This window comes from Pseudomonas sp. FP1742, from assembly GCF_030687145.1.
In the GTDB taxonomy this organism is placed as follows: Bacteria; Pseudomonadota; Gammaproteobacteria; order Pseudomonadales; family Pseudomonadaceae; genus Aquipseudomonas; species Aquipseudomonas frederiksbergensis_D.
In genome coordinates, this window is the sequence record NZ_CP117460.1 from 5,937,925 (window position 1) to 5,961,567 (window position 23,643).

Sequence of the window (23,643 nt, forward strand, 5' to 3'; positions counted from 1 at the left end):
CCAGTCCCATCGATTGACGGGGTATATCGCGACGCTATGACGCGCGCAGATGACGCAATCTTCATGCAAGGCTGCATGCCCCTCATTTGATAGTGTGCATCCATCCAGTATTTGGCCGTATACTCCTACGTTTTCGACGCCCGCCGAGCGAGGCCACTTTGGACAAGATCCTGATTCGTGGGGCCCGAACCCACAACCTGAAGAACATCGACCTGACCCTGCCACGGGACAAACTGATCGTCATCACCGGCCTGTCCGGATCCGGCAAGTCGTCCCTGGCCTTCGACACACTGTACGCCGAAGGCCAGCGCCGCTATGTCGAATCGCTGTCGGCCTACGCCCGGCAGTTTCTGTCGATGATGGAAAAGCCTGACGTCGACACCATCGAAGGTCTGTCGCCAGCGATCTCCATCGAACAGAAGTCGACCTCGCACAACCCGCGCTCGACGGTTGGCACCATCACCGAAATCTACGACTACCTGCGCCTGCTTTACGCTCGCGTCGGTATTCCGCGCTGCCCGGATCACGACATTCCGCTGGAAGCCCAGACTGTCAGCCAGATGGTCGACCTGGTGCTGGCACAACCGGAAGGCAGCAAACTGATGCTGCTGGCTCCGGTGATCCGCGAGCGCAAGGGGGAGCACCTCTCGGTCTTCGAAGAACTGCGCGCCCAGGGTTTTGTGCGGGCCCGGGTCAACGGCAAACTCTGTGAACTGGACGAGTTGCCGAAGCTGGATAAACAGAAGAAGCACTCGATCGATGTCGTGGTCGACCGCTTCAAGGTCCGCGCCGATCTGCAACAGCGCCTGGCCGAATCGTTCGAAACCGCGCTGAAACTGGCGGACGGCATCGCTCTCGTGGCGCCAATGGACGACGAGCCCGGCGAAGAAATCATCTTCTCCGCACGCTTCGCCTGCCCGATCTGTGGCCACGCCATCAGCGAGCTGGAACCCAAGCTGTTTTCCTTCAACAACCCGGCCGGCGCCTGCCCGACCTGCGATGGCCTGGGGGTTAAACAGTTCTTCGACACCAAACGATTGGTGAACGGTGAACTGACCCTGGCCGAAGGCGCGATCCGCGGCTGGGACCGGCGTAACGTCTATTACTTCCAGATGCTTGGCTCGCTGGCCGCCCACTACAAGTTCAGCCTCGAAGTGCCGTTCAACGAACTGCCGACCGATCAGCAGAAATTCATCCTGCATGGCAGCGGCTCGCAAAATGTCGACTTCAAGTACCTGAACGATCGGGGCGACATCGTCAAACGTTCGCACCCGTTTGAAGGCATCGTGCCGAACCTGGAACGTCGCTACCGCGAAACCGAATCGGCTTCGGTCCGTGAAGAGCTGGCCAAGTTCCTCAGCACCCAGCCCTGCCCGGATTGCCGCGGCACTCGTCTGCGTCGCGAGGCGCGACACGTGTGGGTAGGCGAGAAGACCTTGCCGGCGGTGACCAATCTGCCAATCGGCGACGCCTGTGAATATTTTGGCGTGCTGAAACTGACTGGCCGCCGTGGCGAAATTGCCGACAAGATTCTCAAGGAAATCCGTGAACGGCTGCAGTTTCTGGTCAACGTCGGTCTCGACTACCTGTCCCTGGATCGCAGCGCCGACACGCTGTCCGGAGGTGAGGCCCAGCGTATCCGTCTGGCCAGCCAGATTGGCGCCGGCCTGGTGGGGGTTCTGTACATCCTCGATGAGCCGTCGATCGGTCTGCATCAACGGGACAACGACCGATTGCTCGGCACCCTCAAGCATCTGCGGGACATCGGTAACACGGTGATCGTGGTCGAACACGACGAAGACGCGATTCGTCTGGCCGACTACGTGGTGGATATCGGCCCGGGTGCGGGCGTGCATGGTGGGCATATCGTCGCCGAAGGTACGCCGGCCGAGGTCATGGCTCACCCTGATTCACTGACCGGCAAGTATTTGTCGGGCCGAGTGAAAATCGCAGTTCCAGCCAAACGTACGCCGCGTAACAAGAAGTTGTCGCTGTCCCTCAAGGGCGCCCGCGGCAACAATTTGCGCAATGTCGATCTGGAGATTCCGATCGGTCTGCTGACCTGTGTGACGGGTGTATCCGGCTCAGGCAAATCGACACTGATCAACAACACGCTGTTTCCTTTGAGCGCTACCGCACTCAACGGGGCAACGACCCTGGAAGCGGCGGCTCACGACAGCATCAAGGGCCTTGAGCACCTGGATAAAGTCGTCGACATCGATCAGAGCCCGATCGGTCGCACGCCGCGCTCCAATCCGGCGACCTACACCGGGCTGTTCACGCCGATTCGCGAGCTGTTCGCCGGCGTGCCGGAGTCGCGCTCCCGCGGCTACGGGCCGGGGCGCTTCTCCTTCAACGTGAAAGGCGGACGCTGCGAAGCCTGCCAGGGCGATGGCTTGATCAAGGTGGAAATGCACTTCCTGCCGGACATCTATGTCCCATGCGACGTCTGCAAGAGCAAGCGCTACAACCGCGAAACCCTTGAGATCAAATACAAGGGCAAGAGCATCCACGAAACCCTCGAGATGACCATCGAGGAAGCCCGGGTGTTCTTCGACGCGGTTCCAGCCTTGGCGCGCAAGCTTCAGACGTTGATGGATGTTGGCCTTTCCTACATCAAGCTGGGGCAATCGGCGACAACACTATCGGGGGGTGAAGCCCAGCGGGTGAAACTGTCCCGCGAGCTGTCCAAGCGCGATACCGGCAAGACCCTGTATATCCTCGATGAGCCAACTACCGGCCTGCACTTTGCGGATATCCAGCAACTGCTCGACGTTTTGCATCGCCTGCGCGATCACGGCAATACCGTGGTGGTGATCGAGCACAACCTGGATGTGATCAAGACCGCCGACTGGTTGGTGGACCTGGGGCCGGAAGGCGGCTCCAAGGGGGGCCAGATCATCGCCGTCGGCACACCGGAAGAGGTGTCCGAGATGAAACAATCTCACACCGGCTACTATCTCAAACCGCTGCTGGCTCGCGACAGGGCCTGAGTCAGGCCCATGAAAAAGCCCCTGTCACTTTGTCGGTGACAGGGGCTTTTTTGTGCGTCGTCGGCCTAAAAAATCAGAACTGCGATTGCAGGTAATTCTCCAGTCCGATCAACTTGATCAAACCCAGCTGTTTTTCCAGCCAATAGGTGTGATCTTCTTCGGTGTCGTTCAGCTGAATGCGCAGGATCTCGCGGGTGACATAGTCCTTGTGCAGCTCGCAAAGCTCGATGCCTTTGCACAGAGCTGCACGAACTTTATATTCCAGACGCAGGTCAGCGGCGAGCATGTCCGGCACGGTGGTGCCGACATCGAGATCGTCCGGACGCATGCGCGGCGTACCTTCGAGCATCAGGATTCGACGCATCAGCGCATCAGCGTGCTGAGCCTCTTCTTCCATCTCGTGGTTGATACGTTCGTAGAGCTCGGTGAACCCCCAGTCCTCGTACATCCGCGAATGGATGAAATATTGATCACGGGCTGCCAGTTCGCCGGTCAGCAACGTGTTGAGGTAATCGATTACGTCTGGGTGACCTTGCATCGCCCTACATCTCCCTGCTTGAAAGTCTGTAGTTTGAACCAACCCGCCCGCGAGGTCACTCGCCAAACGCGATAAAAGCGAAGATATTCTGAGAAACGTAGCTTAAATAACGCAAAAACCGCCCGAATGAGGGCGGTTCTGCTTCTCGTTTAGACTTAGTTAAGCTGTACGCCCAACGCCTTTGCGATACCTTCTCCATAAGCCGGATCGGCCTTGAAGAAATGCTGCAGTTGACGATCAACCACATCGCCGGAAACCCCAGCCATCGCACCGGCAATATTGTTGATCAGCAGGGCTTTCTGCTCATCGCTCATCAGACGGAACAGCGCACCCGCGTGGCTGTAGTAATCGGTATCTTCACGATGATTGTAACGGTCAGCTGCGCCGTTCAAGGCCAAGGCAGGTTCCGCGTAGCGCGGTGCCTGCTTCGGTGATTCTACATAGCTGTTCGGCTCGTAGTTCGGTGCTGCACCGCCATTACTGCCAAACGCCATCGAACCATCGCGCTGGTAAGTGTTGACCGGGCTGCGAGGCGCATTTACCGGCAGTTGCTGGTGATTGGTACCTACACGATAGCGGTGAGCATCCGCATAAGCGAACACACGCCCCTGCAGCATGCGATCGGGCGACAAACCAACACCCGGGACCATATTGCTCGGACCGAATGCCGCTTGCTCGACTTCAGCAAAATAGTTCAGCGGATTGCGGTTGAGCTCAAGCTCGCCCACTTCGATCAGTGGAAACTCTTTCTGTGACCAGGTCTTGGTCACGTCAAACGGATTCTCGTAGTGAGCCGCGGCCTGGGCCTCGGTCATGATCTGAATGTTGACACTCCATTTCGGGAAGTCGCCGCGTTCGATGGCGCCGAACAGGTCACGTTGTGCGTAATCCGGATCGGTACCAGCCAAGCGCGCCGCTTCTGCAGGAGCGAGGTTTTTGATCCCTTGTTTGGTTTTGTAGTGCCACTTCACCCAGTGACGCTCACCACCAGCGTTGATCAGGCTATAGGTGTGACTACCGAAGCCGTGCATGTGGCGATAACCGTCAGGGATGCCACGGTCCGAGAACAGGATAGTGACCTGATGTAGCGCCTCAGGTGAATGCGACCAGAAATCCCACATCGCCTGCGCGCTTTTCAGGTTGCTTTGCGGCAGACGCTTCTGGGTGTGAATAAAGTCAGGGAACTTCAGCGGGTCACGGATGAAAAACACCGGCGTGTTGTTGCCGACAATGTCCCAGTTACCTTCTTCGGTGTAGAACTTCAGGGCAAAACCGCGTGGGTCACGCTCGGTGTCAGCCGAACCGCGCTCGCCACCCACGGTGGAGAATCGCAGGAAGGTCGGGGTTTGTTTGCCGACGGACTCAAACAGCTTGGCGCTGGTGTATTGCGTGATATCGCGAGTCACGGTGAACGTACCGTACGCACCCGAACCTTTGGCGTGTACGCGACGCTCCGGGATGTTTTCACGGTTGAAGTGAGCAAGCTTTTCGATCAGGTGGAAATCGTCGAGCAGCAAAGGGCCACGAGGGCCGGCGGAGCGGGAGTTCTGGTTGTCGGCGACAGGAGCGCCACTGGCGGTCGTAAGCGTTTTGTTCTGGCTCATGCGATCTCTTCCTTTGTCAGTCTTGGAACTGCCGGCTAATCGGCTTGGTGCGAAGTATTGATCATGATCATGACAGCCACAAATTCATTAACTTGCAGACATCAATAGAAAAATACTAACGATCACCCCAGACATATAGTGCAGACAGGAAAAGGTTTGAAGCTTGTATGTAGGTCGCATTTCTTACAGGCACAAAAAACCGGGCGCTAGGCCCGGTTCTTTGTTTCAGACTGACGTCTTACTCAGCGGATACAGCTTCACCGCCGACAGCACGATCAACCAACTCGACGTACGCCATAGGCGCGTTGTCGCCAGCGCGGAAACCGCACTTGAGGATGCGCAGGTAGCCACCCTCACGGGTAGCGTAACGCTTGCCCAGGTCGTTGAAGAGCTTACCAACGATAGCTTTCGAACGAGTACGGTCGAAAGCCAGACGGCGGTTAGCCAGGCTGTCTGTCTTGGCCAAAGTGATCAGCGGCTCAGCAACGCGGCGCAGTTCTTTGGCTTTTGGCAGTGTAGTTTTGATCAGCTCGTGCTCGAACAGCGACACCGCCATGTTTTGAAACATGGCCTTGCGGTGCGAGCTGGTGCGGCTCAGGTGACGACCACTTTTACGATGACGCATGGTTCATTCCTTACCAAACACAACGTTCGGTGATTACGACGATCAGGCAGTCGCCTTGTCGTCCTTCTTAAGACTTGCAGGCGGCCAGTTGTCGAGGCGCATGCCGAGGGACAGACCGCGGGAGGCCAGAACGTCCTTGATTTCAGTCAAGGATTTCTTGCCAAGGTTCGGAGTCTTCAACAGCTCTACTTCGGTACGCTGAATCAGGTCGCCGATGTAGTAGATGTTTTCCGCCTTAAGGCAGTTAGCCGAACGTACAGTCAGTTCCAGATCGTCAACCGGGCGAAGCAGGATCGGATCGATCTCGTCTTCCTGCTCGACAACCACTGGCTCACTATCCCCTTTGAGGTCGACGAACGCAGCCAACTGCTGTTGCAGGATGGTTGCAGCACGGCGGATAGCCTCTTCAGGATCCAGGGTACCGTTGGTTTCCAGATCAATAACCAGCTTGTCCAGGTTAGTACGCTGTTCGACACGGGCGTTTTCCACCACGTATGCGATACGGCGAACTGGGCTGAACGAAGAGTCAAGCTGCAAGCGACCGATGCTGCGGCTTTCGTCTTCATCGCTCTGACGCGAGTCTGCCGGTTCATAACCACGACCACGAGCTACGGTGAGCTTCATGTTCAGGGCGCCGTTAGACGCCAGGTTAGCGATTACGTGATCGGGGTTAACGATCTCGACATCATGATCCAGCTGAATATCGGCAGCGGTAACCACCCCCGAACCCTTCTTCGACAAGGTCAGCGTAACTTCGTCTCGACCGTGCAGCTTGATAGCCAGACCTTTAAGGTTCAACAGGATTTCAATTACATCTTCCTGTACACCTTCGATGGCGCTGTACTCGTGGAGCACACCGTCAATCTCGGCCTCGACTACTGCACAGCCGGGCATTGAGGACAACAGGATGCGGCGCAGCGCGTTGCCCAGGGTGTGGCCGAAACCACGCTCGAGAGGCTCGAGAGTGATCTTGGCGCGGGTTGGACTGACAACCTGCACATCAATATGGCGGGGTGTCAGGAACTCATTTACCGAAATCTGCATGGATGCACCTATTTTCTAGCCCTTACTTGGAGTAGAGCTCGACAATCAGGCTTTCGTTGATGTCGGCGGACAGATCACTGCGAGCAGGAACGTTCTTGAAAACGCCCGACTTCTTCTCAGTGTCTACTTCTACCCATTCTACGCGGCCACGTTGGGCACACAGATCGAGAGCTTGGACAATGCGAAGTTGGTTCTTTGCTTTCTCGCGAACTGCGACCACGTCACCAGCACGAACCTGGTAAGACGGAACGTTTACGGTCTGACCGTTAACGCTGATCGACTTGTGCGATACCAGCTGACGGGATTCGGCACGAGTAGAGCCAAAACCCATACGGTATACAACGTTGTCCAGACGGCATTCGAGCAGCTGCAACAGGTTTTCGCCAGTTGCGCCTTTCTTGCCAGCAGCTTCTTTGTAGTAGCCGCTGAATTGACGCTCGAGAACGCCGTAGATACGACGGACCTTCTGCTTTTCACGCAGTTGGGTGCCGTAATCGGACTGGCGACCGCGGCGTTGGCCGTGGATACCAGGTGCTGCTTCGATGTTGCACTTCGATTCGATCGCGCGCACGCCGCTCTTCAGAAAGAGATCGGTGCCTTCGCGACGAGCGAGTTTGCATTTTGGACCAATGTAACGAGCCATTCTTTACAATCTCCTGGATTACACGCGGCGCTTCTTCGGCGGACGGCACCCGTTGTGCGGGATTGGCGTCACGTCGGTGATGCTGGCGATCTTGTAGCCACAGCCGTTCAAAGCGCGGACTGCGGATTCACGACCTGGACCTGGACCCTTGACGTTAACGTCGAGGTTTTTCAGGCCATATTCCAGCGCAGCTTGACCAGCACGTTCAGCAGCTACTTGAGCAGCGAACGGGGTGGACTTGCGGGAACCGCGGAAACCCGAACCACCGGAGGTAGCCCAGGAAAGAGCGTTACCTTGACGGTCGGTAATGGTCACGATGGTGTTGTTAAAAGAAGCATGGATGTGGGCGATGCCATCAACCACTGTCTTTTTAACTTTTTTACGAGGACGAGCAGCAGGTTTTGCCATGATTAATTTCCTGTCGATTCGCTGGGGCGATTACTTGCGGATCGGCTTACGCGGACCTTTACGGGTACGCGCGTTGGTCTTGGTACGCTGACCGCGTACTGGAAGACCACGACGATGACGCAGACCGCGATAGCAACCGAGGTCCATCAAACGCTTGATTTTCATGTTGATTTCGCGACGCAGGTCACCTTCAGTGGTGAACTTCGCCACTTCGCCACGCAGCTGTTCAATCTGCTCGTCGCTCAGATCTTTGATCTTTGCCGCTGGGTTTACCCCAGTCACTGCACAAATTTTCTGTGCAGTAGTGCGACCAACACCATAGATGTAGGTCAGCGAGATAACAGTATGCTTGTTATCTGGAATGTTAACGCCTGCAATACGGGCCATTCAGTGGGACTCCAATTGACAGCTACCTACGCCCCGGAAGCCAAGAAATAGGGCGCGAGATAATATCGCTGTAATAACAAATAATCAACCCGGCAGCGCACTAGCTGCCGGGCTTGAAGCACAATCACACTCAGCCTTGGCGCTGTTTGTGACGCGGTTCCGCGCTGCAAATTACTCGAACAACACCTTCGCGGCGAATAATCTTGCAGTTACGGCACAGCTTTTTCACCGATGCACGAACTTTCATCACCAACTCCTCGAACCTTATGGGTACTCAGCGCAACATGCCGCTGCCGTAACCCTTCAGGTTGGCTTTCTTCATCAGGGATTCGTACTGGTGCGAAACGAGGTGCGATTGTACTTGGGACATGAAGTCCATCACAACCACGACCACGATCAGCAACGAGGTCCCGCCAAGGTAGAACGGTACGTTTGCTGCAACCACCAGGAACTGGGGCAACAGGCAGACGGCCGTCATGTAAAGAGCACCGAACATGGTCAAGCGAGTCAGAACGCCATCAATGTAGCGCGCAGACTGCTCACCTGGACGGATGCCCGGAATAAAGGCACCGGACTTCTTCAGGTTTTCCGCTACGTCTTTCGGATTGAACATCAACGCCGTATAGAAGAAGCAGAAGAAAATAATCCCTGCACTAAACAGCAGAATATTCAACGGCTGACCAGGAGCGATCGACTGCGAGATGTCCTGCAACCAGCCCATACCTTCAGACTGACCGAACCAGGCACCCAACGAAGCCGGGAACAGCAAAATGCTGCTCGCGAAAATAGCCGGAATAACACCGGCCATGTTCACCTTCAGCGGCAAGTGGCTGGTCTGCGCAGCGAAGACCTTGCGGCCCTGCTGACGCTTGGCGTAGTGAACAGCAATACGACGCTGGCCACGCTCAATGAACACCACAAAACCGATAATCGCTACTGCCAGCAAACCGATGGCAACCAGGGCGAAGATGTTGATATCACCCTGACGTGCAGACTCGAAAGACTGCCCGATCGCTCTCGGAAGACCGGCGACGATACCCGAAAAAATCAACATCGAGATACCGTTGCCAACACCACGCTCAGTAATCTGCTCACCCAGCCACATCATGAACATCGCACCAGCCACAAATGTGGATACCGCGACGAAATGGAAGCCAAAGTCACCAGTGAACGCAACGCCCTGCCCCGCCAGGCCAATGGACATGCCAATAGCCTGGACGAGAGCGAGGACGACAGTGCCGTAGCGGGTGTACTGGCTGATCTTGCGACGGCCAGCTTCACCTTCCTTCTTCAACTGTTCCAGCTGCGGGCTGACGGCTGTCATCAGCTGCATGATGATCGATGCCGAAATGTACGGCATGATCCCCAGTGCAAAGATGCTCATCCGTTCCAGCGCGCCGCCGGAAAACATGTTGAACAAGCTAAGAATGGTCCCCTCATTCTGTCGAAACAGGTCCGCGAGTCGGTCCGGGTTGATACCTGGAACCGGGATGTGTGCGCCTATTCGGTAGACGATAATCGCCAGGAACAGAAAACGCAGACGAGCCCAGAGTTCAGACATACCGCCTTTGCCGAGCGCAGAGAGAGCACCTTGCTTAGCCATTTATTCCTCGAACTTGCCGCCAGCTGCTTCGATAGCCGCACGCGCACCTTTGGTGGCGCCGATTCCCTTTCCGATGGTAACAGCGCGAGCAACTTCGCCGGACAGCATGATTTTCACGCGCTGAACGTTGACGTTGATCACATTGGCATCTTTCAGGGACTGCACGGTGACGATGTCGCCTTCCACTTTAGCCAGCTCGGACAGACGCACTTCTGCGCGATCCATGGCCTTCAGGGAAACGAAACCAAACTTCGGCAGGCGACGATGCAGCGGCTGTTGACCGCCTTCAAAGCCTGGAGCAATGGTGCCACCGGAACGGGAGGTTTGACCTTTGTGACCACGGCCACCAGTCTTACCCAAACCGCTACCGATACCACGGCCCGGACGATGCTTTTCGCGACGGGAACCCGGCGCTGGACTCAGATCATTGAGTTTCATCGATTAACCCTCGACACGCAGCATGTAGTAAGCCTTGTTGATCATCCCGCGATTCTCGGGAGTATCCTGGACTTCTACAGTGTGACCGATGCGACGCAGACCCAGACCCTTAACGCACAGTTTGTGGTTAGGGATGCGGCCGGTCATGCTTTTGATCAGCGTAACTTTTACGGTAGCCATGATCAGAAGATCTCCTTGACGCTTTTGCCACGCTTGGCGGCAATGGATTCAGGAGACTGCATTGCTTTCAAACCCTTGAAAGTGGCGTGAACCACGTTTACCGGGTTAGTCGAGCCGTAGCACTTGGCCAGAACGTTCTGAACGCCAGCAACTTCGAGGACAGCACGCATAGCGCCGCCAGCGATGATACCGGTACCTTCAGAAGCAGGCTGCATGTACACCTTCGAAGCGCCATGAGCGGACTTCATTGCGTACTGCAGAGTGGTGCCGTTCAGATCAACCTGGATCATGTTGCGGCGAGCAGCTTCCATTGCCTTCTGGATCGCAGCAGGCACTTCACGCGACTTGCCACGGCCGAAGCCAACACGCCCTTTACCATCACCTACCACGGTCAACGCGGTGAAAGTGAAGATACGGCCGCCTTTAACGGTTTTGGCTACGCGGTTAACTTGAACCAGCTTCTCGATGTAGCCTTCGTCGCGCTTTTGGTCGTTATTTGACATAACTTAGAACTCCAGCCCAGCTTCACGAGCAGCATCAGCCAGCGCCTTGACGCGGCCGTGATACTTGAAGCCAGAGCGGTCGAAAGCCACCTGCGAGACGCCAGCGGCTTTAGCACGCGTAGCGACCAGCTGGCCAACCTTAGTGGCCGCGTCGATGTTGCCAGTGGCGCCATCACGCAGTTCTTTATCCAAAGTCGAGGCGCTTGCCAGGACTTTGTTGCCGTCGGCCGAAATGACCTGGGCGTAGATGTGCTGCGACGAGCGGAACACGCAGAGACGCACGACTTCGAGTTCGTGCATTTTCAGGCGTGCTTTGCGAGCGCGACGCAGGCGAGTAACTTTTTTGTCGGTCATTTGCTATGCCCTACTTCTTCTTGGCTTCTTTACGACGGACGACTTCGTCCGCGTAGCGCACACCTTTGCCTTTGTAAGGCTCTGGTGGACGGAAGTCGCGGATCTCGGCGGCCACTTGACCTACTAGCTGCTTATCGATGCCCCGGATCAGGATATCGGTCTGGCTAGGAGTCTCAGCGGTGATGCCTTCCGGCAGTTCGTAATCCACTGGGTGCGAGAAGCCAAGAGCCAGGTTCAGCACTGTGCCTTTTGCTTGCGCTTTGTAACCAACACCGACCAGCTGGAGCTTGCGCTCGAAGCCTTGGCTTACGCCTTGGACCATGTTGTTTACCAACGCACGAGTGGTACCGGCCATTGCGCGAGTCTGTTGATCGCCATTGCGAGCAGCGAAACGCAGCTCACCAGCTTCTTCAACGATCTCAACGGACGAATGGATGTTCAGTTCAAGAGTACCCTTGGCACCCTTCACCGAAAGCTGTTGGCCTGCGAATTTTACTTCGACACCGGCTGGCAGCTTAACGGGGTTCTTAGCGACGCGAGACATGCTTATCCCCCCTTAGAACACAGTGCAAAGAACTTCGCCGCCGACACCGGCAGCGCGCGCAGCACGATCCGTCATCACACCTTTGTTGGTGGAGACGATAGACACACCGAGACCGCCACGAACTTTCGGCAGATCTTCGACGGACTTGTACTGACGCAGGCCTGGACGGCTAACGCGCTTAACTTCCTCGATGACCGGACGGCCTTCGAAGTATTTCAGCTCGATGGACAGCAGTGGTTTGATTTCGCTGCTGATCTGATAACCCGCGATGTAACCTTCGTCCTTCAGGACTTTTGCTACAGCCACCTTCAACGTGGAAGACGGCATGCTTACGACGGACTTTTCAGCCATCTGGGCATTACGGATTCGAGTTAGCATGTCCGCTAACGGGTCCTGCATACTCATGGGCTAGACGCTCCTAATACAAAAAAATTAGCCTTGCGGCTATTACTTGTCGCCGAGAAACTCCGGGCATGAAAAACACGGGCTCAGGCGAGCCGGTCATTCTAGACACACCCCAGAAATGAATCAAGCCCCAAAAGGGGCTTGATCCAGATTCAAGGCCACCGACGGTCAGGATCTTGCGATCCCGAACATCGAGACTTTGACAGTACTTACCAGCTGGCTTTAACCAGACCTGGTACGTCACCACGCATTGCCGCTTCACGCAGTTTGTTACGGCCGAGGCCGAACTTGCGGTAAACGCCGTGTGGACGACCGGTCAGGCGGCAGCGGTTACGCATGCGCGAAGCGCTTGCGTCACGTGGCTGCTTCTGCAGAGCTACTGTAGCTTCCCAACGCGCTTCTGGACTTGCGTTCAGATCAACGATGATTGCTTTCAGTGCTGCACGCTTTTTGGCGTACTTTGCAACCGTGAGCTGACGCTTCAGCTCGCGGTTTTTCATGCTCATCTTGGCCATTTTCCTACTCCAATCAGTTGCGGAACGGGAATTTGAAAGCGCGCAGCAGAGCGCGACCTTCATCATCGTTCTTGGCAGTGGTGGTCAGGGTAATGTCCAGACCGCGGAGAGCATCGATCTTGTCGTAGTCGATTTCCGGGAAGATGATCTGCTCTTTAACGCCCATGCTGTAGTTACCACGACCATCGAAGGACTTGGCATTCAGGCCGCGGAAGTCGCGAACCCGAGGCAGGGAGATCGACAGCAGACGATCCAGGAACTCGTACATACGCTCACGGCGCAGGGTCACTTTGACGCCGATCGGCCAACCTTCACGGACTTTAAAGCCAGCGATGGATTTCCGAGCGTAGGTCACGACGACTTTCTGGCCGGTGATCTTTTCCAGGTCAGCAACAGCGTGCTCGATGACTTTTTTGTCGCCGATCGCTTCGCCCAGACCCATGTTCAGGGTGATTTTGGTAACGCGCGGAACTTCCATCACGTTCGAAAGCTTAAGTTCTTCCTTAAGTTTCGGTGCGATTTCCTTCCGGTAAATCTCTTTTAGTCGTGCCATGGTCTTCTACCTAGCAGTGTTCAAGCATCAACCGCTTTTTGGGTCGACTTGAAGACACGAATTTTCTTACCGTCTTCTACTTTGAAACCAACGCGATCAGCCTTGTTGGTTTCGCCGTTGAAAATGGCAACGTTGGAAGCGTGCAGTGGCGCTTCTTTCTCGACGATACCGCCTTGTACGCCCGACATCGGGTTAGGCTTGGTATGACGCTTTACCAGGTTCAGACCACCAACGACCAGACGGTCGTCAGCGAGAACCTTAAGCACCTTACCGCGCTTACCTTTGTCTTTGCCGGCGATCACGATGATCTCGTCGTCACGACGAATCTTTTGCATGTCGGATCTCCTTACAGCACTTCTGGGGCGAGCGAGACGATCTTCATGAACTTCTCAGTACGAAGTTCACGGGTCACTGGCCCAAAGATACGGGTGCCGATCGGCTCTTGCTTGTTGTTCAGAAGAACAGCAGCGTTGCCATCAAAGCGGATAATGGAGCCATCAGCACGACGTACGCCGTGACGAGTGCGGACTACAACAGCAGTCATCACTTGGCCTTTTTTCACTTTACCGCGAGGAATTGCTTCCTTGACGGTAACTTTAATGATGTCACCGATACCAGCGTAACGACGATGGGAGCCACCCAGCACCTTGATGCACATAACGCGGCGAGCGCCGCTGTTATCGGCCACATCGAGCATGGATTGAGTCTGAATCATATAATTTCTCCGACCCCTAGTCCTTAGACTTCCACAGCGCGTTCGAGAACATCAACCAGCGCCCAAGACTTGGTCTTGGCCAAAGGACGAGTTTCACGAATAGTGACTTTGTCGCCGATGTGGCACTGATTGGTTTCGTCGTGCGCGTGCAGCTTAGTCGAACGCTTAACGTATTTACCGTAGATCGGGTGCTTAACGCGACGCTCGATCAGAACGGTGATGGTTTTGTCCATCTTGTCGCTGACAACACGGCCAGTCAGCGTACGGACAGTTTTTTCGGCTTCAGCCATGATTACTTACCTGCCTGCTGGTTGAGCACAGTCTTCACGCGAGCGATGTCACGCTTAACTTGCGAGAGCAGATGAGACTGCCCCAACTGGCCAGTTGCTTTCTGCATACGCAGATTGAACTGGTCGCGCAGCAGGCCGAGCAGTTGCTCGTTCAGCTGCTGTGCGGATTTTTCACGAAGTTCATTCGCTTTCATCACATCACCGTCCGTTTAACAAAGGAGGTGGCGAGCGGCAGCTTTGCAGCAGCCAGGGCGAAAGCCTCACGCGCCAGCTCTTCAGAAACACCCTCGATTTCATACAGGACTTTGCCTGGCTGAATCTGGGCAACCCAGTACTCCACGTTACCCTTACCTTTACCCATCCGAACTTCGAGTGGCTTTTTGGAAATAGGCTTGTCCGGGAATACACGGATCCAGATCTTGCCGCCACGCTTAACGTGACGGGTCAGTGCACGACGCGCTGACTCAATCTGACGAGCGGTGAGACGACCACGAGCAACAGACTTCAGCGCGAACTCGCCGAAGCTGACTTTGCTACCGCGCAATGCCAGGCCACGGTTGTGACCAGTCATTTGCTTGCGGAACTTCGTACGCTTTGGTTGCAACATTTGGCGTACCCCTTACTTAGCAGCTTTTTTACGAGGCGCTGGTGCTTGTGGTTTCAGTTCTTCTTGGCGACCACCAATTACTTCGCCTTTGAAGATCCAAACCTTTACACCGATCACACCATAAGTGGTGTGAGCTTCGTAGTTGGCATAGTCGATGTCGGCACGCAGGGTGTGCAGAGGCACACGACCTTCGCGATACCATTCAGTACGTGCGATTTCAGCACCGCCGAGACGACCGCTCACTTGGATTTTGATGCCTTTGGCACCAATGCGCATGGCGTTCTGAACAGCGCGCTTCATAGCGCGACGGAACATTACGCGACGCTCCAGCTGCTGAGCTACGCTCTGCGCAACCAGCATACCGTCGAGCTCCGGCTTGCGGATCTCTTCGATATTGATGTGCACAGGCACACCCATTTGCTTGGTCAGGTCCTGACGCAGTTTCTCAACATCTTCACCCTTCTTCCCGATAACGATACCTGGACGAGCGGTGTGGATGGTGATACGTGCAGTCTGAGCCGGACGATGGATATCGATACGGCTTACGGACGCGCTTTTTAGTTTGTCTTGGAGATACTCACGCACCTTCAGATCAGCGAACAAATAGTCCGCATAAGTCCGACCGTCTGCGTACCAGACGGAGGTGTGCTCCTTGACGATTCCCAGGCGAATGCCAATGGGATGTACTTTCTGACCCATCTCTTCGACTCCGTTACTTGTCAGCAACCTTGACAGTGATATGGCAAGACCGCTTGACGATGCGATCAGCACGGCCTTTGGCACGTGGCATGATGCGCTTCAGCGAACGCCCTTCGTTGACGAAAACGGTGCTGACCTTCAGGTCATCAACGTCTGCGCCTTCGTTATGCTCGGCGTTGGCTACGGCCGACTCCAGCACTTTCTTCATGATCTCGGCGGCTTTCTTACTGCTGAAAGCCAACAGGTTGAGCGCTTCGCCCACCTTCTTCCCGCGGATCTGGTCGGCGACCAAGCGGGCTTTCTGGGCGGAGATTCGAGCGCCCGACAACTTAGCGGCTACTTCCATCGTTCCTTACCCCTTAACGCTTGGCTTTCTTGTCTGCCACGTGCCCACGATATGTGCGGGTACCGGCAAACTCGCCCAGTTTGTGGCCGACCATGTCTTCGTTCACGAGAACTGGAACATGTTGACGACCGTTATGCACAGCAATGGTCAGACCGACCATTTGTGGCAGGATCATGGAACGGCGCGACCAGGTCTTAACTGGTTTGCGATCGTTCTTTTCCGCCGCCACTTCGATCTTCTTCAGTAGGTGAAGATCAATAAAAGGACCTTTTTTCAGAGAACGTGGCACTGTCGTATCCCTCTATTTACTTGCGACGACGGACGATCATTTTGTCGGTACGCTTATTACCACGAGTCTTCGCGCCCTTAGTCGGGAAGCCCCATGGCGATACCGGATGACGACCACCAGAGGTACGACCTTCACCACCACCATGTGGGTGGTCAACCGGGTTCATGGCAACACCACGAACGGTTGGGCGAACGCCACGCCAGCGTTTGGCACCAGCCTTACCCAGCGAACGAAGGCTGTGCTCGGAGTTCGAGACTTCACCCAAGGTCGCGCGGCATTCAGCCAGCACTTTACGCATCTCACCAGAACGCAGACGCAGGGTCACGTAGACACCTTCACGAGCGATCAGCTGAGCCGAAGCACCAGCGGAACGAGCGATTTGCGCGCCTTTACCTGGCTTCAATTCGATGCCGTGTACGGTGCTACCAACTGGAATGTTACGCAGTTGCAGAGCGTTGCCCGGCTTGATCGGTGCCAAAGCACCTGCGATCAGCTGGTCGCCAGCGCTCACGCCTTTAGGGGCGATGATGTAGCGACGCTCGCCATCTGCGTACAGCAGCAGAGCGATGTGAGCAGTACGGTTTGGATCGTATTCGATACGCTCGACAGTGGCAGCGATGCCATCTTTGTCGTTGCGACGGAAATCGACCAGACGATAATGCTGCTTATGGCCACCACCGATGTGACGAGTGGTAATACGACCATTGTTGTTACGACCACCAGACTTCGATTTTTTCTCGAGCAGCGGTGCGTGAGGAGCGCCTTTATGCAGCTCCTGGTTGACCACCTTGACCACAAAACGGCGGCCAGGGGAAGTCGGTTTGCATTTAACGATTGCCATGATGCACCCCTTCCTTACTCAGCACTGCTGCTGAAATCGAGATCTTGGCCTGGCTGAAGGGAGATAACTGCCTTCTTCCAGTCATTACGCTTGCCCAGACCGCGAGCAGTGCGCTTGCTCTTACCCAGAACATTCAGGGTAGTAACGCGCTCTACTTTCACGCTGAACAGGCTTTCGACGGCCTTCTTGATTTCCAGCTTGGTTGCGTCAGTCGCAACCTTGAAAACGAACTGGCCTTTCTTGTCTGCCAGAACCGTAGCCTTCTCGGAAACGTGCGGGCCAAGCAGAACTTTAAATACGCGTTCCTGGTTCATCCCAGCAGCTCCTCGAATTTCTTCACGGCCGACACGGTGATCAACACCTTGTCGTATGCGATCAGACTAACTGGATCGGAACCTTGCACGTCACGTACATCAACGTGTGGCAGGTTACGAGCAGCCAGGTACAGGTTCTGATCAACAGCGTCCGACACGATCAGAACGTCGGTCAGGCTCATGTTGTTCAGTTTGCCCAGCAGGTCTTTGGTTTTCGGCGTTTCAACAGCGAAATCCTGAACCACGACCAGACGATCAGTACGCACCAGCTCAGCAAGGATGGAACGCATTGCTGCGCGATACATCTTCTTGTTCAGCTTCTGGGAGTGATCCTGAGGACGAGCTGCGAAAGTGGTACCGCCGCCACGCCAGATTGGGCTACGGATAGTACCGGCACGAGCACGGCCAGTACCTTTCTGACGCCATGGGCGCTTACCGCCACCAGAAACGTCGGAACGGGTCTTTTGCTGCTTGCTACCTTGACGGCCGCCGGCCATGTAGGCCACGACTGCTTGGTGAACCAGCGTCTCGTTGAATTCGCCGCCAAATGTCAGTTCGGAAACTTCGATCGCTTGAGCGTCATTTACATTTAATTGCATGTCAGCTTCCCCTTAACCGCGAGCCTTGGCTGCTGGACGTACAACCAAGTTGCCGCCAGTAGCGCCAGGAACAGCGCCCTTGACCAACAACAGATTGCGTTCAGCGTCCACGCGCACTACTTCGAGGGACTGCACGGTCACGCGCTCAGCGCCCATATGACCGGACATTTTTTTGCCCTTGAATACACGACCAGGAGTCTGGCACTGGCCGATAGAGCCTGGAACGCGGTGGGATACGGAGTTACCGTGGGTGTTATCTTGCCCGCGGAAATTCCAACGCTTGATCGTACCCTGGAAGCCTTTACCCTTGGACTGACCGGTTACATCAACCAGTTGACCAGCAGCGAAGATTTCAGCGTTGATCAGATCGCCGGCCTGGTACTCGCCTTCTTCAAGACGGAATTCCATTACGGTACGACCAGCGGCAACGTTCGCTTTAGCGAAGTGGCCAGCTTGAGCGGCTGTAACACGCGAAGCACGACGCTCGCCGACAGTGACTTGCACTGCACGATAGCCATCGGTCTCTTCAGTTTTGAACTGGGTGACGCGATTCGGTTCGATCTCAATGACCGTGACCGGAATGGAGACACCTTCTTCGGTGAAAATACGGGTCATACCGCATTTACGACCGACTACACCAATAGTCATGTTGTAAACCTCATGAGTGTACGGGGCTTTCACCCGCTATGGCCGCCCATTTCAGAGCGTTACACGACTAAGACCGAGTCTTAGCCGAGGCTGATCTGCACTTCCACACCGGCCGCAAGATCAAGCTTCATAAGAGCATCAACGGTTTTATCCGTTGGCTGGACGATGTCCAGAACACGCTTATGAGTACGGATCTCGTACTGGTCACGCGCGTCTTTGTTGACGTGCGGGGAGACCAGAACGGTGAACCGCTCTTTACGGGTAGGCAGTGGAATTGGACCACGCACTTGAGCACCAGTACGTTTCGCGGTTTCCACGATTTCCTGGGTGGATTGGTCGATCAGGCGATGGTCAAAAGCCTTCAACCTGATACGGATTTGCTGATTTTGCATTGGATTTCAGACTCCGGCTGCTATTCCCACCGGGCGCAATACGCCCGTTAAAAGGAGGCGCAATTCTATAGACGCCCCCGATAGGTGTCAACCCAATAAAAAAGCCCCCGCTAAGCGGGGGCTTTTTCAACTCATCGAAGCCGACTCTTTAAGAGACTTACTCGATGACTTTGGCTACGACGCCAGCGCCGACGGTACGACCGCCTTCACGGATAGCGAAACGCAGACCATCTTCCATCGCGATGGTTTTGATCAGAGTGACAGTCATCTGGATGTTGTCACCTGGCATTACCATTTCAACGCCTTCTGGCAATTCGCAGTTACCGGTCACGTCAGTAGTACGGAAGTAGAACTGTGGACGGTAGCCTTTGAAGAACGGAGTATGACGGCCGCCTTCTTCCTTGCTCAGAACGTAAACTTCTGCGGTGAACTTGGTGTGCGGCTTAACGGTGCCTGGCTTGACCAGAACCTGGCCACGCTCAACGTCGTCACGCTTGGTGCCGCGCAGCAGCACGCCGCAGTTCTCGCCAGCACGACCTTCGTCGAGCAGCTTGCGGAACATTTCAACGCCGGTGCAGGTAGTTTTCTGAGTATCGCGCAGACCAACGATCTCAACTTCTTCCTGGATACGGACGATGCCACGCTCAACACGACCAGTCACAACAGTACCGCGACCCGAGATCGAGAATACGTCTTCGATTGGCATCAGGAACGGCTTGTCGATAGCACGCTCTGGTTCTGGGATGTAGCTGTCCAGAGTCTCAACCAACTTCTTGACGGCAGTGGTGCCCATCTCGTTGTCGTCTTGACCGTTCAGAGCCATCAGCGCCGAACCGATGATGATCGGAGTGTCGTCGCCTGGGAAGTCGTAAGTGCTCAGCAGATCACGCACTTCCATCTCAACCAGTTCCAGCAGCTCAGCGTCGTCTACCATGTCAGCCTTGTTCAGGAAGACAACGATGTACGGAACGCCAACCTGACGGGACAGCAGGATGTGCTCACGGGTCTGAGGCATCGGACCATCAGCGGCCGAGCAAACCAGGATAGCGCCGTCCATCTGAGCAGCACCGGTGATCATGTTTTTTACGTAGTCGGCGTGACCTGGGCAGTCAACGTGCGCGTAGTGACGCACGGCCGAATCGTATTCAACGTGAGCGGTGTTGATGGTGATACCGCGAGCTTTTTCTTCCGGAGCGCTGTCGATCTTGTCGAAGTCAACCTTGGCCGAACCGAAAACTTCGGAGCAAACGCGGGTCAGAGCAGCGGTCAGAGTGGTTTTACCGTGGTCAACGTGACCGATAGTGCCAACGTTGACGTGCGGTTTGTTACGTTCAAATTTTTCTTTAGCCACGACAATTAACTCCTTGCCTAAAGGGCTGGATCAGCCTTGTTTTTTAACGATAGCTTCGACGATGTTCGACGGAGCTTCGGAGTATTTGGAGAATTCCATAGAGTAGCTCGCGCGACCCTGAGACATGGAACGAACGTCGGTCGCATAACCGAACATCTCACCCAGCGGAACTTCGGCACGGATAACTTTGCCGGACACTGTGTCTTCCATACCCTGGATCAGACCACGACGACGGTTCAGGTCACCCATCACGTCACCCATGTAGTCCTCAGGTGTTACAACTTCAACCTTCATGATCGGCTCAAGAACAACACCGCCACCCTTGGTAGCCAGTTGCTTGGTCGCCATGGAGGCCGCCACCTTGAACGCCATCTCGTTGGAGTCGACGTCGTGGTAAGAACCATCGAAAACGGTAGCCTTCAGGCCGATCAGCGGATAGCCGGCAACAACGCCGTTCTTCATCTGCTCTTCGATACCCTTCTGGATCGCCGGGATGTATTCCTTAGGAACCACACCACCAACAACTTCGTTCAGGAATTGCAGACCTTCCTGACCTTCGTCAGCAGGAGCAAAACGGATCCAGCAGTGGCCGAACTGACCACGACCGCCGGACTGGCGAACGAACTTGCCTTCGATCTCACAGGCCTTCGTGATCTTCTCACGGTAGGAAACCTGTGGTTTACCGATGTTGGCTTCGACGTTGAACTCACGGCGCATCCGGTCAACCAGGATGTCCAGGTGCAACTCGCCCATGCCGGAGATGATCGTTTGACCAGTCTCTTCATCAGTCTTGACGCGGAAAGATGGATCTTCCTGAGCAAGCTTGCCCAGAGCGATACCCATTTTTTCCTGGTCGTCCTTGGTCTTAGGCTCAACGGCAACCGAAATAACCGGCTCCGGGAAGTCCATGCGAACCAGGATGATTGGCTTGTCAGCGGAGCAGAGGGTGTCACCAGTGGTGACGTCCTTCATGCCGATCAGGGCCGCGATGTCGCCAGCGCGCACTTCCTTGATCTCTTCACGGGTGTTTGCGTGCATTTGCACCATACGACCCACGCGCTCTTTCTTGCCTTTAACCGAGTTGATCACGCCGTCACCGGAGCTCAACACGCCCGAGTAAACGCGGGCAAAGGTCAAAGTACCCACGAATGGGTCGGTAGCGATCTTGAACGCCAGAGCCGAGAACGGCTCGCTGTCGTCTGCGTGACGCTCCATTTCAACAGTCTCGTCATCCGGGTCGGTACCCTTGATGGCAGGAATGTCGACTGGTGCAGGCAGGTAGTCGATAACGGCGTCGAGAACCAGGGGAACGCCCTTGTTCTTGAAGGAAGAACCACAAACAGCCAGAACGATTTCACCAGCGATAGTACGCTGACGCAGAGCGCCCTTGATTTCCGCAACGGTGAGTTCTTCACCTTCGAGGTACTTGTTCATCAGCTCTTCGCTGGCTTCAGCCGCAGCCTCAACCATGTTGCTACGCCACTCTTCAGCCAGTTCCTGCAGTTCAGCAGGAATAGCTTCACGGCGAGCAGCCATACCCTTGTCAGCATCATCCCAGTAAACCGCTTCCATGGAGATCAGATCGATCTGACCCTGGAAGTTGTCTTCGGAACCGATAGCCAACTGGATTGGCACTGGGGTGTGACCCAGACGCTGCTTGATCTGACCGATCACGCGCAGGAAGTTCGCGCCGGCACGGTCCATCTTGTTTACGTAAACAAGACGCGGAACACCGTACTTGTTGGCTTGACGCCATACGGTTTCCGACTGAGGCTCAACGCCCGAAGTACCGCAGAACACAACGACCGCGCCGTCGAGTACGCGCAGGGAGCGCTCTACTTCGATGGTGAAGTCAACGTGACCAGGGGTATCGATGATGTTGAAGCGGTGCTTCTCGAACTGCTTGTTGGAGCCAGCCCAGAACGCAGTAGTAGCAGCGGAGGTAATGGTGATACCCCGCTCCTGCTCTTGCACCATCCAGTCCATGGTCGCGGCGCCATCATGCACCTCGCCCATTTTGTGGTTTACGCCAGTGTAAAAAAGGACGCGCTCGGTGGTGGTGGTTTTACCAGCATCCACGTGAGCAACGATACCGATGTTACGGTAGCGGTTAATCGGAGTAGTACGAGCCATAAAGCCCTCGCAAAATTAGTGACGCTAAAATTAGAAGCGGTAGTGCGAGAAAGCCTTGTTGGCTTCAGCCATACGGTGCACGTCTTCACGCTTCTTAACTGCAGCACCTTTACCTTCAGCAGCGTCCAACAGTTCGCCAGCCAAACGCAGAGCCATAGACTTCTCGCCGCGCTTACGGGCGAAGTCTACCAACCAGCGCATTGCCAGCGCGTTACGACGGGACGGACGAACTTCGACCGGAACCTGATAAGTAGCACCGCCTACACGGCGCGACTTTACTTCGACCAGCGGAGCGATGGCGTCGAGAGCTTTCTCGAAGATTTCCAGGGGGTCGCTGTTCTTGCGTTCTTTAACCTTTTCCAGCGCGCCATAAACGATACGCTCGGCAACGGCTTTCTTGCCGCTCTCCATCACGTGGTTCATGAACTTGGCCAGGATTTGGCTTCCGTATTTTGGATCGTCAAGCACTTCGCGCTTGGCTGCTACGCGTCTTCTTGGCATGGATAAGCCCTCAAACGGTCTTCAGGTTCGCTCGGAATCGGTGCCCTTTCGGGACGCCTCCGACCTTACTCTTATCGACTCAGAAAAATAGAAATCGGTTTTTTGCTGCAAGCGACTATTACTTCGGACGCTTGGTACCGTACTTCGAACGACCTTGGTTACGACCTTTAACGCCGGAAGTATCCAAAGAGCCGCGAACGGTGTGGTAACGAACACCTGGCAAGTCTTTTACACGACCGCCGCGGATCAGTACCACGCTGTGTTCTTGCAGGTTGTGGCCTTCACCACCGATGTACGAGGAAACCTCGAAACCGTTGGTCAGACGCACACGGCATACTTTACGCAGTGCCGAGTTAGGTTTTTTCGGCGTAGTGGTATACACACGGGTGCATACGCCACGACGTTGCGGGCAGTTCTGCAGCGCAGGCACGTCGGATTTCTCGACGATACGCTTACGCGGCTGACGTACCAGCTGGTTGATAGTTGCCATCTACTAGCTCCACTGTTGTCTTGCGACGCTATTGTCTTGCAAGAAAAGCAAAATGGCAGGAACGAATTCCCGCCAAATTTAGGGGTACAAG

The 23,643-nt window shown here is 55.3% G+C and carries 35 protein-coding genes; 1 reads left to right on the plus strand and 34 read right to left on the minus strand.

Annotation, left to right across the window (positions count from 1 at the left end):
- The first annotated feature begins 158 nt into the window (after positions 1–158).
- The gene (uvrA, locus tag PSH64_RS26945) at positions 159–2,993 is read left to right on the plus strand and encodes an excinuclease ABC subunit UvrA (RefSeq protein ID WP_105343445.1); all 2,835 of its coding nucleotides are present in this window, start codon (positions 159–161) and stop codon (positions 2,991–2,993) included.
- 73 nt (positions 2,994–3,066) lie between these two features.
- Here the strand turns inward: uvrA and bfr are convergent, their stop codons facing one another.
- From bfr to rpsL, 34 genes are all read right to left on the minus strand, one after another.
- Positions 3,067–3,531, minus strand: coding sequence for a bacterioferritin (gene bfr / locus PSH64_RS26950; protein ID WP_019581411.1), 465 nt, complete (start codon positions 3,529–3,531; stop codon positions 3,067–3,069).
- Between the two features lie 155 nt (positions 3,532–3,686).
- The gene (locus PSH64_RS26955) at positions 3,687–5,135 is read right to left on the minus strand and encodes a catalase (protein WP_105343443.1); all 1,449 of its coding nucleotides are present in this window, start codon (positions 5,133–5,135) and stop codon (positions 3,687–3,689) included.
- Between the two features lie 238 nt (positions 5,136–5,373).
- Entirely contained in the window at positions 5,374–5,760 is a 387-nt protein-coding gene (rplQ, locus tag PSH64_RS26960; protein WP_007924175.1) for a 50S ribosomal protein L17, read from the minus strand.
- A gap of 42 nt (positions 5,761–5,802) precedes the next feature.
- Entirely contained in the window at positions 5,803–6,804 is a 1,002-nt protein-coding gene (gene rpoA, locus PSH64_RS26965) for a DNA-directed RNA polymerase subunit alpha (protein WP_003186012.1), read from the minus strand.
- Positions 6,805–6,826: 22 nt separating this feature from the next.
- Positions 6,827–7,447 carry a 30S ribosomal protein S4 gene (rpsD, locus tag PSH64_RS26970; protein WP_003176404.1) on the minus strand — a complete coding sequence of 207 codons (621 nt, stop codon included), beginning with the start codon at positions 7,445–7,447 and terminating at the stop codon, positions 6,827–6,829.
- Between the two features lie 18 nt (positions 7,448–7,465).
- Positions 7,466–7,855, minus strand: coding sequence for a 30S ribosomal protein S11 (rpsK, locus tag PSH64_RS26975; protein ID WP_002555466.1), 390 nt, complete (start codon positions 7,853–7,855; stop codon positions 7,466–7,468).
- 30 nt (positions 7,856–7,885) lie between these two features.
- A complete protein-coding gene (rpsM, locus tag PSH64_RS26980; protein ID WP_003186020.1) occupies positions 7,886–8,242 on the minus strand; it encodes a 30S ribosomal protein S13 in 357 nt (118 codons plus the stop codon).
- A gap of 130 nt (positions 8,243–8,372) precedes the next feature.
- Entirely contained in the window at positions 8,373–8,489 is a 117-nt protein-coding gene (rpmJ, locus tag PSH64_RS26985) for a 50S ribosomal protein L36 (RefSeq protein WP_002555468.1), read from the minus strand.
- 27 nt (positions 8,490–8,516) lie between these two features.
- On the minus strand, positions 8,517–9,845 hold the full coding sequence (secY, locus tag PSH64_RS26990) for a preprotein translocase subunit SecY (protein WP_003228718.1): 1,329 nt from the start codon (positions 9,843–9,845) through the stop codon (positions 8,517–8,519).
- On the minus strand, positions 9,846–10,283 hold the full coding sequence (gene rplO, locus PSH64_RS26995; RefSeq protein WP_011336169.1) for a 50S ribosomal protein L15: 438 nt from the start codon (positions 10,281–10,283) through the stop codon (positions 9,846–9,848). It abuts the gene before it with no gap.
- Positions 10,284–10,286: 3 nt separating this feature from the next.
- Positions 10,287–10,463 carry a 50S ribosomal protein L30 gene (gene rpmD, locus PSH64_RS27000; RefSeq protein ID WP_003176408.1) on the minus strand — a complete coding sequence of 59 codons (177 nt, stop codon included), beginning with the start codon at positions 10,461–10,463 and terminating at the stop codon, positions 10,287–10,289.
- Positions 10,464–10,465: 2 nt separating this feature from the next.
- Positions 10,466–10,966: a 30S ribosomal protein S5 gene (gene rpsE / locus PSH64_RS27005; RefSeq protein ID WP_003186035.1), complete on the minus strand. Its 501-nt coding sequence runs from the start codon at positions 10,964–10,966 to the stop codon at positions 10,466–10,468.
- 3 nt (positions 10,967–10,969) lie between these two features.
- Positions 10,970–11,320 carry a 50S ribosomal protein L18 gene (rplR, locus tag PSH64_RS27010; protein ID WP_003186037.1) on the minus strand — a complete coding sequence of 117 codons (351 nt, stop codon included), beginning with the start codon at positions 11,318–11,320 and terminating at the stop codon, positions 10,970–10,972.
- 10 nt (positions 11,321–11,330) lie between these two features.
- Positions 11,331–11,864, minus strand: a complete 534-nt coding sequence (gene rplF / locus PSH64_RS27015; RefSeq protein WP_007896774.1) for a 50S ribosomal protein L6 — start codon at positions 11,862–11,864, stop codon at positions 11,331–11,333.
- Positions 11,865–11,876: 12 nt separating this feature from the next.
- The gene (gene rpsH / locus PSH64_RS27020; protein ID WP_017848802.1) at positions 11,877–12,269 is read right to left on the minus strand and encodes a 30S ribosomal protein S8; all 393 of its coding nucleotides are present in this window, start codon (positions 12,267–12,269) and stop codon (positions 11,877–11,879) included.
- Between the two features lie 209 nt (positions 12,270–12,478).
- Positions 12,479–12,784, minus strand: coding sequence for a 30S ribosomal protein S14 (gene rpsN / locus PSH64_RS27025; RefSeq protein ID WP_003176414.1), 306 nt, complete (start codon positions 12,782–12,784; stop codon positions 12,479–12,481).
- A gap of 13 nt (positions 12,785–12,797) precedes the next feature.
- Positions 12,798–13,337 (minus strand): 50S ribosomal protein L5, encoded by a 540-nt coding sequence (gene rplE, locus PSH64_RS27030; RefSeq protein ID WP_003210069.1) that lies wholly within the window; start codon positions 13,335–13,337, stop codon positions 12,798–12,800.
- Between the two features lie 20 nt (positions 13,338–13,357).
- Entirely contained in the window at positions 13,358–13,672 is a 315-nt protein-coding gene (gene rplX, locus PSH64_RS27035; protein WP_007896770.1) for a 50S ribosomal protein L24, read from the minus strand.
- An 11-nt stretch (positions 13,673–13,683) separates the two neighbouring features.
- Positions 13,684–14,052: a 50S ribosomal protein L14 gene (gene rplN / locus PSH64_RS27040; protein WP_002555479.1), complete on the minus strand. Its 369-nt coding sequence runs from the start codon at positions 14,050–14,052 to the stop codon at positions 13,684–13,686.
- 23 nt (positions 14,053–14,075) lie between these two features.
- Positions 14,076–14,342 (minus strand): 30S ribosomal protein S17, encoded by a 267-nt coding sequence (rpsQ, locus tag PSH64_RS27045; protein ID WP_003176419.1) that lies wholly within the window; start codon positions 14,340–14,342, stop codon positions 14,076–14,078.
- A 2-nt stretch (positions 14,343–14,344) separates the two neighbouring features.
- Positions 14,345–14,536, minus strand: a complete 192-nt coding sequence (rpmC, locus tag PSH64_RS27050; protein WP_002555481.1) for a 50S ribosomal protein L29 — start codon at positions 14,534–14,536, stop codon at positions 14,345–14,347.
- Positions 14,536–14,949, minus strand: a complete 414-nt coding sequence (rplP, locus tag PSH64_RS27055; RefSeq protein ID WP_003228729.1) for a 50S ribosomal protein L16 — start codon at positions 14,947–14,949, stop codon at positions 14,536–14,538. The genes rpmC and rplP overlap by 1 nt, the downstream gene beginning before the upstream one ends.
- A gap of 12 nt (positions 14,950–14,961) precedes the next feature.
- On the minus strand, positions 14,962–15,648 hold the full coding sequence (gene rpsC, locus PSH64_RS27060) for a 30S ribosomal protein S3 (RefSeq protein WP_003176422.1): 687 nt from the start codon (positions 15,646–15,648) through the stop codon (positions 14,962–14,964).
- Between the two features lie 13 nt (positions 15,649–15,661).
- Positions 15,662–15,994 carry a 50S ribosomal protein L22 gene (gene rplV, locus PSH64_RS27065; RefSeq protein WP_003103908.1) on the minus strand — a complete coding sequence of 111 codons (333 nt, stop codon included), beginning with the start codon at positions 15,992–15,994 and terminating at the stop codon, positions 15,662–15,664.
- Between the two features lie 13 nt (positions 15,995–16,007).
- Entirely contained in the window at positions 16,008–16,283 is a 276-nt protein-coding gene (gene rpsS / locus PSH64_RS27070) for a 30S ribosomal protein S19 (RefSeq protein WP_002555486.1), read from the minus strand.
- 16 nt (positions 16,284–16,299) lie between these two features.
- On the minus strand, positions 16,300–17,124 hold the full coding sequence (gene rplB, locus PSH64_RS27075; RefSeq protein ID WP_003186055.1) for a 50S ribosomal protein L2: 825 nt from the start codon (positions 17,122–17,124) through the stop codon (positions 16,300–16,302).
- A 14-nt stretch (positions 17,125–17,138) separates the two neighbouring features.
- Entirely contained in the window at positions 17,139–17,438 is a 300-nt protein-coding gene (gene rplW, locus PSH64_RS27080) for a 50S ribosomal protein L23 (RefSeq protein WP_002555488.1), read from the minus strand.
- Complete coding sequence (gene rplD, locus PSH64_RS27085) at positions 17,435–18,037, minus strand: 50S ribosomal protein L4 (protein ID WP_007924200.1); 603 nt, start codon at positions 18,035–18,037, stop codon at positions 17,435–17,437. The genes rplW and rplD overlap by 4 nt, the downstream gene beginning before the upstream one ends.
- A gap of 12 nt (positions 18,038–18,049) precedes the next feature.
- Positions 18,050–18,685, minus strand: coding sequence for a 50S ribosomal protein L3 (gene rplC / locus PSH64_RS27090; protein ID WP_003186059.1), 636 nt, complete (start codon positions 18,683–18,685; stop codon positions 18,050–18,052).
- 80 nt (positions 18,686–18,765) lie between these two features.
- Entirely contained in the window at positions 18,766–19,077 is a 312-nt protein-coding gene (rpsJ, locus tag PSH64_RS27095; RefSeq protein ID WP_003186070.1) for a 30S ribosomal protein S10, read from the minus strand.
- 157 nt (positions 19,078–19,234) lie between these two features.
- On the minus strand, positions 19,235–20,428 hold the full coding sequence (gene tuf / locus PSH64_RS27100; RefSeq protein ID WP_003186103.1) for an elongation factor Tu: 1,194 nt from the start codon (positions 20,426–20,428) through the stop codon (positions 19,235–19,237).
- A gap of 30 nt (positions 20,429–20,458) precedes the next feature.
- Positions 20,459–22,561 carry an elongation factor G gene (fusA, locus tag PSH64_RS27105; RefSeq protein WP_105349128.1) on the minus strand — a complete coding sequence of 701 codons (2,103 nt, stop codon included), beginning with the start codon at positions 22,559–22,561 and terminating at the stop codon, positions 20,459–20,461.
- Positions 22,562–22,591: 30 nt separating this feature from the next.
- The gene (gene rpsG, locus PSH64_RS27110; protein WP_002555493.1) at positions 22,592–23,062 is read right to left on the minus strand and encodes a 30S ribosomal protein S7; all 471 of its coding nucleotides are present in this window, start codon (positions 23,060–23,062) and stop codon (positions 22,592–22,594) included.
- A gap of 118 nt (positions 23,063–23,180) precedes the next feature.
- Positions 23,181–23,552 carry a 30S ribosomal protein S12 gene (gene rpsL / locus PSH64_RS27115; protein WP_003186084.1) on the minus strand — a complete coding sequence of 124 codons (372 nt, stop codon included), beginning with the start codon at positions 23,550–23,552 and terminating at the stop codon, positions 23,181–23,183.
- Positions 23,553–23,643 lie beyond the last annotated feature (91 nt).

Coding starts and splice junctions, on each gene's coding strand:
- bfr (WP_019581411.1), bottom strand. CDS start 3,531: ATGCAAGGTCACCCAGACGTAATCGATTACCTCAACACGTTGCTGACC.
- PSH64_RS26955 (WP_105343443.1), bottom strand. CDS start 5,135: ATGAGCCAGAACAAAACGCTTACGACCGCCAGTGGCGCTCCTGTCGCC.
- rplQ (WP_007924175.1), bottom strand. CDS start 5,760: ATGCGTCATCGTAAAAGTGGTCGTCACCTGAGCCGCACCAGCTCGCAC.
- rpoA (WP_003186012.1), bottom strand. CDS start 6,804: ATGCAGATTTCGGTAAATGAGTTCCTGACACCCCGCCATATTGATGTG.
- rpsD (WP_003176404.1), bottom strand. CDS start 7,447: ATGGCTCGTTACATTGGTCCAAAATGCAAACTCGCTCGTCGCGAAGGC.
- rpsK (WP_002555466.1), bottom strand. CDS start 7,855: ATGGCAAAACCTGCTGCTCGTCCTCGTAAAAAAGTTAAAAAGACAGTG.
- rpsM (WP_003186020.1), bottom strand. CDS start 8,242: ATGGCCCGTATTGCAGGCGTTAACATTCCAGATAACAAGCATACTGTT.
- rpmJ (WP_002555468.1), bottom strand. CDS start 8,489: ATGAAAGTTCGTGCATCGGTGAAAAAGCTGTGCCGTAACTGCAAGATT.
- secY (WP_003228718.1), bottom strand. CDS start 9,845: ATGGCTAAGCAAGGTGCTCTCTCTGCGCTCGGCAAAGGCGGTATGTCT.
- rplO (WP_011336169.1), bottom strand. CDS start 10,283: ATGAAACTCAATGATCTGAGTCCAGCGCCGGGTTCCCGTCGCGAAAAG.
- rpmD (WP_003176408.1), bottom strand. CDS start 10,463: ATGGCTACCGTAAAAGTTACGCTGATCAAAAGCATGACCGGCCGCATC.
- rpsE (WP_003186035.1), bottom strand. CDS start 10,966: ATGTCAAATAACGACCAAAAGCGCGACGAAGGCTACATCGAGAAGCTG.
- rplR (WP_003186037.1), bottom strand. CDS start 11,320: ATGACCGACAAAAAAGTTACTCGCCTGCGTCGCGCTCGCAAAGCACGC.
- rplF (WP_007896774.1), bottom strand. CDS start 11,864: ATGTCTCGCGTCGCTAAGAACCCCGTTAAGCTGCCAGCCGGTGTCGAA.
- rpsH (WP_017848802.1), bottom strand. CDS start 12,269: ATGAGTATGCAGGACCCGTTAGCGGACATGCTAACTCGAATCCGTAAT.
- rpsN (WP_003176414.1), bottom strand. CDS start 12,784: ATGGCCAAGATGAGCATGAAAAACCGCGAGCTGAAGCGTCAGCTCACG.
- rplE (WP_003210069.1), bottom strand. CDS start 13,337: ATGGCACGACTAAAAGAGATTTACCGGAAGGAAATCGCACCGAAACTT.
- rplX (WP_007896770.1), bottom strand. CDS start 13,672: ATGCAAAAGATTCGTCGTGACGACGAGATCATCGTGATCGCCGGCAAA.
- rplN (WP_002555479.1), bottom strand. CDS start 14,052: ATGATTCAGACTCAATCCATGCTCGATGTGGCCGATAACAGCGGCGCT.
- rpsQ (WP_003176419.1), bottom strand. CDS start 14,342: ATGGCTGAAGCCGAAAAAACTGTCCGTACGCTGACTGGCCGTGTTGTC.
- rpmC (WP_002555481.1), bottom strand. CDS start 14,536: ATGAAAGCGAATGAACTTCGTGAAAAATCCGCACAGCAGCTGAACGAG.
- rplP (WP_003228729.1), bottom strand. CDS start 14,949: ATGTTGCAACCAAAGCGTACGAAGTTCCGCAAGCAAATGACTGGTCAC.
- rpsC (WP_003176422.1), bottom strand. CDS start 15,648: ATGGGTCAGAAAGTACATCCCATTGGCATTCGCCTGGGAATCGTCAAG.
- rplV (WP_003103908.1), bottom strand. CDS start 15,994: ATGGAAGTAGCCGCTAAGTTGTCGGGCGCTCGAATCTCCGCCCAGAAA.
- rplB (WP_003186055.1), bottom strand. CDS start 17,124: ATGGCAATCGTTAAATGCAAACCGACTTCCCCTGGCCGCCGTTTTGTG.
- rplW (WP_002555488.1), bottom strand. CDS start 17,438: ATGAACCAGGAACGCGTATTTAAAGTTCTGCTTGGCCCGCACGTTTCC.
- rplD (WP_007924200.1), bottom strand. CDS start 18,037: ATGCAATTAAATGTAAATGACGCTCAAGCGATCGAAGTTTCCGAACTG.
- rplC (WP_003186059.1), bottom strand. CDS start 18,685: ATGACTATTGGTGTAGTCGGTCGTAAATGCGGTATGACCCGTATTTTC.
- rpsJ (WP_003186070.1), bottom strand. CDS start 19,077: ATGCAAAATCAGCAAATCCGTATCAGGTTGAAGGCTTTTGACCATCGC.
- fusA (WP_105349128.1), bottom strand. CDS start 22,561: ATGGCTCGTACTACTCCGATTAACCGCTACCGTAACATCGGTATCGTT.
- rpsG (WP_002555493.1), bottom strand. CDS start 23,062: ATGCCAAGAAGACGCGTAGCAGCCAAGCGCGAAGTGCTTGACGATCCA.
- rpsL (WP_003186084.1), bottom strand. CDS start 23,552: ATGGCAACTATCAACCAGCTGGTACGTCAGCCGCGTAAGCGTATCGTC.